The following is a 12,375-nucleotide window of genomic DNA, read 5'->3' as shown; positions in this document are numbered from 1 at the left end:
CGTTACACTCACTAGTTTTACAGTGGTACCTTTACTGTTTAAGACAATAACATACTGACCATTACTAACTAATGCCGCAAGTGGTGTACCCGGTTCAGAAAACACCTGAAAAGTAATAGTTGAGCCGTCAGTGTAGGTTACAATGATACTTCCATTAGTGGCAGTTGATACACTGCTGGCCGTGTCCTTTACAACTGAAGTTTCTGGTGTAGGTTCGGGAGTTGGAGTTGGAGTCGGTTCTGGTGTCGGTGTAGGTGTCGGTGTAGGTTCTGGAGTTGGCGTGTGTGTAGGAGTCGGTTCTGGAGTGGGAGTAACAGGAGCAGCTGACACAGTCACTGTTCGAGTAGCCGTACTGGTATTACCAGAAGAATCAGTTGCCGTATAAGTGATAGTTTGAGTACCGGGTGTTGTGGTAGAAATACTTCCGGTAGGAATTACTGACACCGTACCATCAAAATTATCTGTCGCCGTAGCACCAGCATCAGTGTAAGAAGCATTATAATCAACTGTGACTGGATTAGACCCGAGCACAGTAATAACTGGAGCAATAATATCGACTAATTCATAAGCACCACTATCACAGTTTGAACCTTGAGGTCGACTTATACCACGAGCATCAGTTGTAACTAAGGTAGAAGTATTATCTGTACAATTAGCCGACGGGATAATATTTACAGCTGGTGATAAATCACTAAGGGCATGAGTTTGTATAGACCCACCATTATCCGCTAAAGCACTAAGTAAGGGATCAGTACTAGTTTTATCGGTAAGATCTGTAAAGTAAGGTAAACAACTGGTACCATTATCAATATTATAACCACCCGACGCAATAATTCCTGGGCCAAGAACAAGACAATTTGCATTTGCTGTGGCAGAATTATTCACCACTAAAGAATTCTTTATAGTTAAACCTGAACTGTCTACTAACACCCCGCCACCACTCGATGCACTACTTGTAACTGTATTGTTGCTAATAGATGCAAAAGCTACATTTGCTATGCTACCACCAGACATGAAAATGCCACCACCATAGCTATCGCCGGTGCTGGATGTAACTGAATTACCACTAACTGTAACATTAGTAGCCGTTACTGTGCCTGTGCTAGCTAAAGTCATGCCGCCTCCAACTGCCCTCTGACTGGCACTACTTACAATGTTATTATCAATGGTTACTGCATTCAATGTTAGATTTGCTCCACCAAAATATAAACCGCCACCTTTAGCTCCACCGGTTGTACCGGTGCCAGTACGAGTTACGCTATTACCAGAAATTATACAGTTTGTCATGGAAACATTAGTTGCTGCACCAATAATAGAAATACCTCCACCAGAAGCAGTGTAGGGAACAGCATTAGCATCTACTACAATTGAATTGTCACTGATTTTACAATCTGAAAAAGACACCGTGCCATTCCATACATAAACACCACCACCTTGGTCTGAGGTAGTTTTTACAAACTTGCCACCAGAAATGGTTACACCAGTAATAGTTGCATTATCGATCACCTCAAACACACGACTATCAAATGCTGCATCTGTTGTTATGGTTGTATTATTAATACCATTACCCTGAATAGTTACTCCATTGGGATCGGTTATGTCTAAATCCCCAATCTCTGATAAATCTTCATCACTGCCGACACCTTGTGGAATACTTAAAGTATATGTATCACTACCTAATACAATAATATCGGCGCCAACATTGTCATTAGCGTCCATCACCGCTTCTCGTAGTGAACAATCTCCAATATCACACGTACCTGGTGTGGGGTCGTCTGTTCTGGTTACAGTATACGTTTCCGCCTGCACCGGTGCCGCTAATACTATACTTGCACCAAATACCAGGGTAAACAACGAGATGAATTTTATGTGATTCATATTCAATATTAATGGCTTATATACTAAAATTTAGCCCTCATATAATCACGAAATGAGTCATTTTGTCAAGCCCCTAGACAGCCGCGGGCTTTTCACTTGCCATGATGGCACGAATCTTCTCTGCTTCAAATATTACAATATCATCATTATTGCTATCCTTTTTAATTGTAACCAAACCGGCATCAACTAAAGCCTGTCTGCCAACTTTTTCTGTACCGCTGGTGTATAAATAATCTTTAAGATTTAACAATGCCTCGAATGGTTTAACCACAGCTAGTTCTTTGAAATTAGGAATAACTATAAGTAACATGGCAACTAAATCTTGTTTAGATATCTTAAATCTATCTAGTTCATCAAATACATTATTTTTATGATCACCAGATTCCGTTTTGTTTTTTTCCTTTAAGTAGTCAAATAAACTATTAACGGCTTTTTTATTTTCATCCAGGGCTAAAGCTTCTATCAAATTAGTAGTTTCCTGCATATTGGCCATAGCCTGATAAATTAACTTATTGTCGTCATCCATCAGACCACATTTTATAAACCAGTCTTGCTCATAGCTAGCACGCATTGCGCGACAAACCACGGCAATATTTTCTAAACGAACTTTCATAGTATTCCAGGTATCAGGTTCGCTATTACCTTCTATCAATAAACTAGTTCCATTGCGTACTACTTCACGAAATTTAGCTGATGTGCTTTGACCAATTGAAAAAAATATTTTTTCGATCTCTGCAACTTGTTCCAGAGTGATCGCCGCAATTTCTGTAACTGGTACACTTGGAGCAATTCCTTCAACTGATTGAGCTGCTGCATCAACTGGTTCAGCTGGTGTCATTAATTCTGTCAGTTTAGTTAAGTCAATTTTATCCATTGTACCGATCCCGATTAAACCGTGCATGCGCTCACGAATTTGTGTAATCAATACTTGATCGTCTGCTTTTTTCCATTTTAAGTCTTTGGCTTGTCTGTCACCCATTAAGGCCTTAAAAGATGGATCTTTTGTCAATGCAACTAAAGCCTTACTTTGAGTGTCTTTCAAGATTTTATTAAGTTGCTCAACCATACCTACTTTATCCGCGTTGGCAAACCCTACTAAACAAGTTCTAGCCGAACGTTCAAATTGACGTCCCATGATGGCAAAGGTTATACGCATAGCCTCACGCACCTCTACCAAGGTTTTTGCATCAACTTTGCAACGCTCAATTAATTGTCCAACATTCTGAGGTACCGTTCCTTCGTCGATTAAAGTAATATCTCCAGGTTCATTTAAATTATCCGCTTCCTTAGTATGATTAAATAAATGCAATCCAGTACGTAATAAATCTGCTCGTTTTTTAGTATCTTTATTGTCTTCACGTGGTGCAATTTGATCAAACAACTCAACCATGGCACTCCAAAAGGCTTTTTCTTCATCCGGATTAAATCCATCTAACCGTCCTTCACATTCCCGTAAAAAAGTGTCTGTAATAGTTCCGGCTCTAGTATCCAAGGCTATAGCCGCAATTTTTTTTGGCACTTCGTATTCTAGTACACTAAACTTATCATTCTGATTAATTAATTTTTTCAAATCGGCTTGTTGTTTTTCAAAACGTTGTAAGAGGCGTTTGGCACGATCAACTTGCCGTTTAAGACGCGCTTTTTTCCTATCGATGGCTTTGTCATCTTGACCGTAAGGTTCTAAATCCAGACAATTATTAAATAATTCTATATCGGCTTTTAATTCAGTAATTTGCTGATTGAATTCAGAATTAGTTTGCAGGGCTTCGATGCGCTGTTTAACTGAGCCACCTCTAGGGGTACGAATAGTTAGGTTGCTCATCAATGTTTCCACTTGATTGACTCTGGCTCCAAACCAATCAACGGCATCTTGCAACGCAAAGAAACGCATGTCTTCCAGCGCCGCGGCTGCACCATCCATATTGCCATCCATTTGCTCAGCCAAAGAACTACCTTCGCTCGGATTCACCTCTTGATATATAGCTACTAAACGTTCTTTATCTGCTTCAACCCGTGTATCAACCAAATCGGCGATAATATCCCTCGCTTCGGCATGAGCTGCCAAAGTTTGTTCGTCTTTAATTTCACTAGGACGTTGCCGTTCTAAACGACCATTTCTAAAACGACGTTTAGTATCAGAATACTTAAACCCCAATATCTCCTCAGATACTAATCGAGAAAATTGATAATAGCTTAGTTCCTCCTCTTTTAATTCAACCATGGCATCACCCTCAGCGGCCGGCCGCTCGGTAGCCATATCGAAAGTCACAGCGTAAATATCCTGCTTAGCTTTTTCGAATTTAGGGTTTATCTCGCGCCGACTCTGTTTATCCCCACGCTTTTGTCTTCTTTCACCATTTGGGATATTGTTTTTAATACTTGGTTCAAATTTTTCTGGCATAAATTATGGTTTTTTAAAAATATCAGATTCATCTTTAAATAATCTATCCAGCACTTCTGTGATACGTACTGTATTAACAGTCTTTTTAACTTTTCCTTCAACAAAACCCATGTCTTGTAATGTGCCACCGGCTAGTAGTGCTTGAAAGTACTTTTCTTTTCCAGATTTTGGTAATGATGGATCTGCATCATCAAAACAACCTGCTTTCTTAAATCCTGCCATAATAGCTTCTTTTACTTCATCTTTGTCACCAAATTTTTCCCAAAAATTAATTACCATAACAGCACGATTAATTTCACTAACAATTATTTTACAGCGCAGCTCTATTGCATTTGCAAAGTCATGTTCAACAATAGGCTCCAAGCTTACCACCGACAAGTCAAAAACGTTGTCCCGTAATCTATCGAGTTGCGCCTTACGAGCTGAAGCGGCAGTGGTTTTTTTACGTTCTGCGTCAGCCTCTCTTTTTAGCTGCACCAATGCATCACTAACGCCAATGATTAACTTATCTGGTAACCGCACTAACCAAGTAAACTCTTGTAAAGCGCCAGCATGGGTTGATTGATAAGTAACAACAGCTTGTCTTAAAATAACTAAATCATCTTTTATTTTCTTTACTTCAGCAATGAAGTCAGGATTAATAGTACCATTGTTATTGATCGTATCAGGAATAATTCTTGGAATTCTTTCAAATATATCTCGATGTGTTTCTACAAACTCGACTGTTTCTAAGGCGATATCTATCGCTTGAACAGCAAGTTCATAATCATTTTTAGCCTCATCCGACATATAATCAGCAGCTGCAGCAAAGGGTGCTAATTTGGCTTTTAATGCTTCTAACTTGTTTTTGTCAGTTCTAGCTTGAACAATTTGGTCAGGTAATGTAGCTAGAGCGGTTTGTATACCATTTGAAAGTGTATCCGGTAAATGAAACAGCCATTTATTGACCTTCGACCAAGTATTAAAACTCCCTCTATTTGTATCTCGATCGACATCCTCATATTGAAAATCGGCATCAACCAATTGCTTTTCATCAATATTTTTCAAAAGTGAAAAAACTTCTGTGACTTTATCAAGTTTAGACATAACTTTCAGAACCATATCATCAGTCACTGGTGTTTTATTGGTAATGGCTTCACCGATTTTTTTCAAATCTGGTGTTGCTGCCAATATTCTATCAACGTGTTTGATTGTATTATTCATCAATACTCTTGCCTCTACTTTACGTGAAGCAATTGTACCTCGTAATTCCTGCGCTTTGGTTTGTTCGACTTGTTCGTTAATATCAGGTAATTCAGTTTCTGCTACTGTTGTTTCAGTTGGTCCAACCGACCCGGCTTTTTTTAATAAACCTATTTTCGCATTCATGTCATCAAAGGCAGTACCGGCCGATAAACCAACTTCTACTCCGGCACCACCTAAAATACTACCGGTTAACGCGTTAATGTGTTCAGTACTACCGGCGTAACCATACATTAGGTGCGTAACAACTGATCCAGCAATACCACTTAGGCCTCCAATCACGGTTGATCTAGTACGGCGGGCTTTTTGATCAGCAGTAATTTTTCTATCTAATTGTTTCTTTAAAGCCGTACCTGTCTGCTCATGCACTTGGTTTAATTTAGACTGCACTCTTTTACGTTCACTTTCAGTTAATCCATCTAGGGCTAATTCTATCGCTGCCAAGGCTTTTTCTAGGTTATCGAGCAAGTCAGTTTGTGCTTTAAAACGATTGTCTTTTCCAAATGAGATATAATCCTGTTTGTCTTTTTTACTACTATGGAGACGCTCCTGAATATCGGCTACAACCGTGTAGGCATCAATAATATTTGCTTCACTTGGATCAGCTTGTAAGGCAGTTATCACCGGTACTAAAGCCCCTTCCAACATTTCCGCTGATTTAGCTGCGGGATGTTCAATTAATCCAACGGCGGCTTCAAATTTACGCAACTTTAAGCGATCGGCTTGATTCCATTTTTCCCAATAATTTCCAGCCGCGGCTCCAATTACTCCTGCCCCGACTGCGGTCGCCGCAATTACTCCCACAGCGCTAGCTTCACTACCCATGGCAAAATGGGCACCAGCCGTGGTAGTTACACCCCAAAATGAACCAGAGGTAATAATAGTTTTGGCACCTTGAACAAACTTCGTAAAAGCTGATTTTGGTTTAGTGATATCATATGGCGCCGAACTTAACACGCCTAAGTTTTTTACTTCAGCTAATTGAGCAAGTTCAGTTTGTAAAACAAACTTTAAATGATGTTCAATGGCTTGTTTAGTTTCAGGGGTATCAATATCAATTTCTCCAACACCCCAGACAGTGAATTTTTTTCCTACTTCTAAATCAATTTGGCCAATAATTCTATCTAAACCCGTTGTAAAATGTTCATGGCTCTTTAACTGATTATATGAAATTGATCCACGCTGAAAGCCATCTAATATTGCTGAAAACTTCTTTTCTGTATCGCCGGTATCACCTACTTCGGTATACCGTTGCAATCTGCGGCACATAATAGCCACCTCCATGGCTGCAGTAATTAACTCACTAACATAGTTATCTTTTCTAAATAACTCAGTTTGTTTATCTATTACTTGATCGGTTAAATCGGTATCTAAACCGATAGGCATTTTATGACGTTCAACCGCCTTTGTTTCAATCACTGTAGCATGAGCACTAACAGATAAATGTTGTTTAACTTGATTAACTATTTTTTTAACAGCAGCATCATCTAATCCTTCGGTTTCAAACCGCGTGACAAATTTATCAACATCAACGTCGGTTTCTCTATATAATTCCTGTAAAGATGTTTTATACTCATTATCTAAGATAGTTGGTGTTACTGGAATGACAGTTTCATGAATTTTTTGTCTAAATTGTTGCCGCTCAATCATAAAACTTATTTGATGTTAAGATAATCTTCTCTGAATTGTTGGTACACCTGCAACATAATCTCTTCGTAATTTGGCACAGTTTGCAAAATGGCGGCCACTTTTCCGGTATTTTCTGGTGGCGTTAAAGCTTGCTGTAACTGAATCACTTGTTCTTCTACTAAAAAAGGCTCCAGCCGTTCAAATAAACGCTGCTCCAATTGAATGGTCAAATCCATGATCATTTTCTCACGCAATACTGGTGGTAATGTTGCACCAGGGTGAGCTTCATTTAATAATTGATCTAACAATTCATTCATATGTAATGGAACTATTTTAACACAAAAAAACCGGTTTTGTCAACCGGATTTTATTTTTTTATACACCTCTAATGTCTGCTGAGCGCACTTTTCCCAGCTAAATTGCTTAGCTTGGATTTTGCCTTTTTTTATTAAGCGCGTTCTGGTGGCTTTAGACATTACTTTATCTAGAGCATTTTGTATAGCTAATGACGAACTTGGATCTATCAACACAGCGGCTCGACCAGCCACTTCCGGTAATGATGAAACCTTTGAAGTAATTACTGGAGTACCAGATGCCATGGCTTCCACTACCGGTAAACCAAAGCCTTCATATAAAGATGGAAACACGAAAGTAATCGCACCATGTAATAAGGCTCTTTTATCTTGGGCTGAGATGTATCCGATATACCGCACGCTCCCCGCCCGCACCGCTTGAATGGCGGCATAAGTATCTGTAAACTGATGGCCCTTGCCACCGGCTAACACTAATTGCACATCTTTATAACGTTTTGGTTTACGCCGCACTAAGGCATCGAAGGCTTGAATCATACCGGCGATATTTTTCCGTGGTTCGAGTGTGCCAACATAAAAAAAGTATTTTTCTTTTAAATGAAAAGATTTACGCACCGCATGGATGGTTAATTTGCTAGGTGACTTTACTGTTTCATACCCTTCTGGAACGACTATAATTTTTTCCTGAGAAATCTGGAATTGTTTAATAACATCATGCGCGGTGGATTGCGACACAGCAATAATCTGTTTGGCTTTACGTAAACTGCGCGGCACCAAAACTTTTACCGAAAAATCTTGTTTGTCAGGAAACCATTCGGGATGTTGGTAAATGGCTAAATCATGCACCGTCACAACCGCCGGTTTATTGTATTGTAATGGCAAAACATTGGCCGGTGAATGAAAGACATCTAATTTAGCTTGATTAATAATGCGTGTTACTAACACATGAGAATAGGCTAAAGGGAGATATTTTTTATATTCAGACAATGGAAATTGTATGAGTTGAACATTTTTACGTTTAAACTCCAACACAGAAGTTGAGCGGTGATCATAAAACAACACATACTGATTGGTTTTATCCAATTTCAACAAGTACTTCACTAAATAATAAGTATAGTGACCAACGCCGGCTTGTTCGCCAATTCCCGGATTTAATATTGTCCGACAATCAATCCCAATTCTCATATCCCCCTAATATTATTTTACATGTGTTCCGGCGCGGTAATACCCATTAATTTTAAAGCATTATTTAAAATAATTTTAGTGGCTTGAGCCAACTGATAACGGCTCAGATTAACCGTACCGTCTTCTTCAATCACGCGACCAACACTGTAAAATCTATGAAAAGCCCGGGCCAATTCTAAGGCGTACTGGGGTAATTTATGTATATAATAGGTGTGGCTAATATCTTCAACTAGTTCCGGCCATTGAAATAACAATTTGGTTAAAGTTTCTTCGGCAGCACTGGTTAAGGTAATAGGTGCGGGCTGATGCTGACCAGCCTTGGCTAATAAACTACACAACCGAGCATGCGCATATTGCACATAAAACACGGGGTTATTATCGGAGCGTTCCCGCGCTAAGTTTAAATCAAAATCCATATGCGTGTTGGAATCGTACATTAAGAAAAACCAACGTGTTACATCTAGACCGATCTCCTCAACTAATTCTTCTAAAGTAACAAATGTACCTTGCCGTTTGGACATGCGCATTTCTTTACCATTAAACATTAAGCGCACCAGCTGCACAAAAATAACATCCAATTTGCCGGCGTAACCCAACGCGGCCAGCACGGCCTGAATGCGACCTTCATAGCCATGATGATCAGCGCCTAAATACCAAATGGCCTGTTCAAATTGCCGGTCTTTGAATTTGTCGATTAAATATAAAATATCAGAAAAAAAGTAAGTGGTCTCACCATTGGCTTTAAATATTACTCGATCTTTATCATCCCCAAATTTAGTCGTAGCAATAAAGGTGGCGCCATCAGACACATACAAGATTCCCAATTGGTCTAATAATTGTTTAGCGGCGGCTATTTTTTTATCATCATATAAACTCCGTTCTGATTTCCAGACATCATAATGAATGTGTAATTTATCGGTGACAAAAGTTTTTATTTGCTTAACCATTTCGGCCAGTGCCCATTCTCTTACTTCTTGGCGCATTTCCGCCATTGGTTTGTTGGTCAATTTTATTCGCCCCGCTAACTCTTTAACATATTCACCTTTATAGAGTTCATCTGGATAATCAACGTTCAAACCCTGCAGTTGCATATACCGGCGTAAAACTGATTCAGCTAAGTTATCGAGTTGTTTACCGAAATCATTGATGTAGTATTCAGAGGTGACATCATAACTGCAAGCGCGCAACACCTGCACTAAGGCATCACCAGTAAAACCAGCGCGACCATTACCGAGATGAATTGGGCCGGTTGGGTTCGCCGATAAAAACTCCACCATGATTTTTTTCGGATGGCCGTTTACCACACCACTAGTGTTGGTGCCGAATTTTTCACCTTGTTCCAAAATTAACCGCAATCCTCCAGCTAGAAAAGTATTATTTACAAAAAAGTTTATAAAACCGGGCTGGACGACTTCGATTTTATCAATCCCGTCACGATCAATGACGTCACATAATTCCTGGCCGATTTCCATTGGGCTACGCTTTAACACCTTGGCTAATTTCATCGCCACGTTGCTCGAGTAATCACCCTGGCTCGCATGGGTGGGATACACTACTTCAATTACAAAATCGTTTACCCCCAAAGTAGCAATCGCCTTTTGCATCTTATCTATAATCACGCTTTTCATTCCGCCTAGTATAGCCTATTATGTAGACCTATGCCAACTCTTGCTAGCACAGCACATTTACGATCAAATTTCAACGTTTTGGAAGATTACGAGGTTGGTTTAGTATTAACTGGCGCTGAGGTAAAAAGCTGTAAATTGGGTCATGTCAAACTACAAGGTGCTTACATTGCTTATGAAAACGGCGGCTTTTGGCTAAAAAAGGCTCTGATTAGCCCTTACCAGATTCTTAACCAACGTGGTTACGATCCGATGCGGTCACGCCAAGTATTGCTGCATCGTCACCAAATGAAGTCTTTAATTGGCCAAGTGGCCAAGCCAGGCTTGACATTGCTGCCGGAAAGTTTGTATACTACGAGGCATCTCGTAAAATTAAAAATGGTTTTAGCCCGCGGAAAAAAGAAGTACGACAAGCGCGCTGACATCAAAAAACGAGACGTTAATCGCCAAATCGCCCGTGCTCTTCGACAAAAGATATAAGCCTTCACTCTCACTCTCTAAACACTTAAACTAAACCGCCAGGTTTAGTAGGAGGGCCTGCCCTCCGAAGCTCGGAGCGCAGCGTAGAGCGTAGGAGGGGATGCTTATATTCGATAATTTTACCAACGTACATTAGCTAGTGATGTCGGATGTCATCTAATACATCCATCGTATAAGTGCAAACTTCATACAAAAAGTAAAAGCGGCTTTCATGCCTGCTTTTGCTCCTGCTATTGCCTAAAAACAGTAGCCGTCCGCCAGTTTGATACCTCATAGGGCTGAACGGATGCAAACTCATGAGGCATAGCCGCACCGGCTGACCGGTGCCGGCCGTACTAAAGATCAGATCGAGCAGCAGGGTTGTGCACGGTGCTGAACTGCCACTCTAAACCAAACCATTGTGCTAGGCTAGTAGACGATGTATCGCGGTAAGATTAGACGCGGGTGTAATTCCCGCCATCTCCACAAGCCAAACTAATTAGTAACAAAAAACCTGTATTTCAAAAAAAGAATTTCGTATCAATGAACAAATCCGCGCACCACAAGTCCGCGTCATTGATCAAGCCGGTACCGTCCTTGGTGTTATGAGTGCAGCTGAAGCGATCCGTTTAGCTCATGAACGAGAACTAGATTTAGTTGAAGTCTCTCCAGTGGCTAATCCACCTGTCTGTAAGATAGTCAATTATGGACAATTACGTTACGAGGCCAACAAGAAAGAACGTAAACAACGGGTTAAACAGAAGAAAACTGAGGTGAAAGGTATTCGTTTATCGACTACCATTGGCGAACATGACGTCTCGGTGCGAGTGAATCAAGCCAAAAAGTTTCTGGCTGAAGGCAATAAAGTCCAAATTGAGTTGCTCTTGCGCGGTCGGCAGAAAGCTCATCCTGATATCGGTAAAGATGTTATTCTCAAATTCATGAACCATTTACTCGATGTCGCCACAATAGAAAGTAATGTCAGCTTGCAAGGTGGTAAAGTATCTGCTATCCTCATGCCGAAGAAATAATTGAATCACACGTTTATAATTTAGTTAATGTATGAAGAAACTTAAGACCATCAAAAGTATCAGCAAACGGATCAAAGTCAGTGGGGGTAAAAAGAAACGCCTGATTTTACGCACCCCGGGGCAAGATCACTTTAATTCACGCGAAAGTGGCAAAACCACCCGCAATAAACGTCGTGATTTTGAAATCTCCAAGGTGTTCCACCGCACTATTCGCCGGTCTCTCACTCAATAATTAATTTATATTTGAATCAATATGCCACGCGTAAAAAGAGGTGTTGCTCATGTCAAACGCCGCCACAATCTATTAAAAAGAGCTAAGGGTTTTAAATGGGGTCGAAAAAACCGCATTCGTTTAGCTAAAACCGCTGTTACTCGAGCTGGTGTTAATGCCTATCGTGGACGCCGTCAGAAAAAACGTTTAATGAAAGCCAATTGGGCCGTGAGTATTAATGCCGGTAGTCGTCCACTCGGTATCACCTATAGCCGACTCCGCGCTAAATTACGCGAACAAAAAATTGAGTTAGATCGTAAAAGTATGAGTGAATTAGCCAAGCGCTTCCCGGCCGTATTTGAGAAGTTAGTGCAATCACTCTGACTCTAAAAAAGTTTCTCCA

10 protein-coding genes and 1 other RNA gene are annotated in these 12,375 nt (G+C 40.3%); 5 read left to right on the top strand and 6 right to left on the bottom strand.

Annotation, left to right across the window (positions count from 1 at the left end; genetic code table 11):
* The 6 genes from WCV88_02950 to argS form a co-directional block, all read right to left on the bottom strand.
* The coding region (locus WCV88_02950) for a choice-of-anchor Q domain-containing protein (protein ID MFA6475140.1) at positions 1 to 1,878 on the bottom strand (1,878 nt) is incomplete at its 3' end.
* A 73-nt stretch (positions 1,879 to 1,951) separates the two neighbouring features.
* A complete protein-coding gene (locus WCV88_02945) occupies positions 1,952 to 4,279 on the bottom strand; it encodes a hypothetical protein (GenBank protein MFA6475139.1) in 2,328 nt (775 codons plus the stop codon).
* Positions 4,280 to 4,282: 3 nt separating this feature from the next.
* Complete coding sequence (locus WCV88_02940; protein ID MFA6475138.1) at positions 4,283 to 7,171, bottom strand: hypothetical protein; 2,889 nt, start codon at positions 7,169 to 7,171, stop codon at positions 4,283 to 4,285.
* A gap of 5 nt (positions 7,172 to 7,176) precedes the next feature.
* Positions 7,177 to 7,467, bottom strand: a complete 291-nt coding sequence (locus tag WCV88_02935; GenBank protein ID MFA6475137.1) for a hypothetical protein — start codon at positions 7,465 to 7,467, stop codon at positions 7,177 to 7,179.
* 39 nt (positions 7,468 to 7,506) lie between these two features.
* Positions 7,507 to 8,646, bottom strand: a complete 1,140-nt coding sequence (locus WCV88_02930) for a glycosyltransferase family 1 protein (GenBank protein MFA6475136.1) — start codon at positions 8,644 to 8,646, stop codon at positions 7,507 to 7,509.
* Positions 8,647 to 8,663: 17 nt separating this feature from the next.
* Complete coding sequence (argS, locus tag WCV88_02925; GenBank protein MFA6475135.1) at positions 8,664 to 10,274, bottom strand: arginine--tRNA ligase; 1,611 nt, start codon at positions 10,272 to 10,274, stop codon at positions 8,664 to 8,666.
* Between the two features lie 30 nt (positions 10,275 to 10,304).
* Here argS and smpB point away from each other — a divergent pair, with 30 nt between their 5' ends.
* The 5 genes from smpB (at position 10,305) to rplT (ending at position 12,356) form a co-directional block, all read left to right on the top strand.
* Positions 10,305 to 10,751: an SsrA-binding protein SmpB gene (gene smpB, locus WCV88_02920; protein MFA6475134.1), complete on the top strand. Its 447-nt coding sequence runs from the start codon at positions 10,305 to 10,307 to the stop codon at positions 10,749 to 10,751.
* Between the two features lie 96 nt (positions 10,752 to 10,847).
* Positions 10,848 to 11,219: a transfer-messenger RNA gene (gene ssrA / locus WCV88_02915) on the top strand.
* Between the two features lie 29 nt (positions 11,220 to 11,248).
* Positions 11,249 to 11,761, top strand: coding sequence for a translation initiation factor IF-3 (gene infC / locus WCV88_02910; protein ID MFA6475133.1), 513 nt, complete (start codon positions 11,249 to 11,251; stop codon positions 11,759 to 11,761).
* A 31-nt stretch (positions 11,762 to 11,792) separates the two neighbouring features.
* Positions 11,793 to 11,993: a hypothetical protein gene (locus WCV88_02905; GenBank protein ID MFA6475132.1), complete on the top strand. Its 201-nt coding sequence runs from the start codon at positions 11,793 to 11,795 to the stop codon at positions 11,991 to 11,993.
* A gap of 21 nt (positions 11,994 to 12,014) precedes the next feature.
* Entirely contained in the window at positions 12,015 to 12,356 is a 342-nt protein-coding gene (gene rplT / locus WCV88_02900) for a 50S ribosomal protein L20 (protein ID MFA6475131.1), read from the top strand.
* Positions 12,357 to 12,375 lie beyond the last annotated feature (19 nt).

This window comes from Patescibacteria group bacterium (assembly GCA_041665365.1).
Classification (GTDB): domain Bacteria; phylum Patescibacteriota; class Patescibacteriia; order UBA9570; family UBA9570; genus UBA9570.
The sequence above is the reverse complement of the archived record's forward strand: the minus strand, read 5'-3'. Positions and strand labels throughout refer to the sequence as shown.

Excerpts from the sequence above, each read along its gene's own strand:
- WCV88_02905 (MFA6475132.1), top strand. The coding sequence starts at position 11,793 with ATGAAGAAACTTAAGACCATCAAAAGTATCAGCAAACGGATCAAAGTC.
- argS (MFA6475135.1), bottom strand. The coding sequence starts at position 10,274 with ATGAAAAGCGTGATTATAGATAAGATGCAAAAGGCGATTGCTACTTTG.
- rplT (MFA6475131.1), top strand. The coding sequence starts at position 12,015 with ATGCCACGCGTAAAAAGAGGTGTTGCTCATGTCAAACGCCGCCACAAT.
- smpB (MFA6475134.1), top strand. The coding sequence starts at position 10,305 with ATGCCAACTCTTGCTAGCACAGCACATTTACGATCAAATTTCAACGTT.
- WCV88_02945 (MFA6475139.1), bottom strand. The coding sequence starts at position 4,279 with ATGCCAGAAAAATTTGAACCAAGTATTAAAAACAATATCCCAAATGGT.
- WCV88_02930 (MFA6475136.1), bottom strand. The coding sequence starts at position 8,646 with ATGAGAATTGGGATTGATTGTCGGACAATATTAAATCCGGGAATTGGC.
- WCV88_02940 (MFA6475138.1), bottom strand. The coding sequence starts at position 7,171 with ATGATTGAGCGGCAACAATTTAGACAAAAAATTCATGAAACTGTCATT.
- WCV88_02935 (MFA6475137.1), bottom strand. The coding sequence starts at position 7,467 with ATGAATGAATTGTTAGATCAATTATTAAATGAAGCTCACCCTGGTGCA.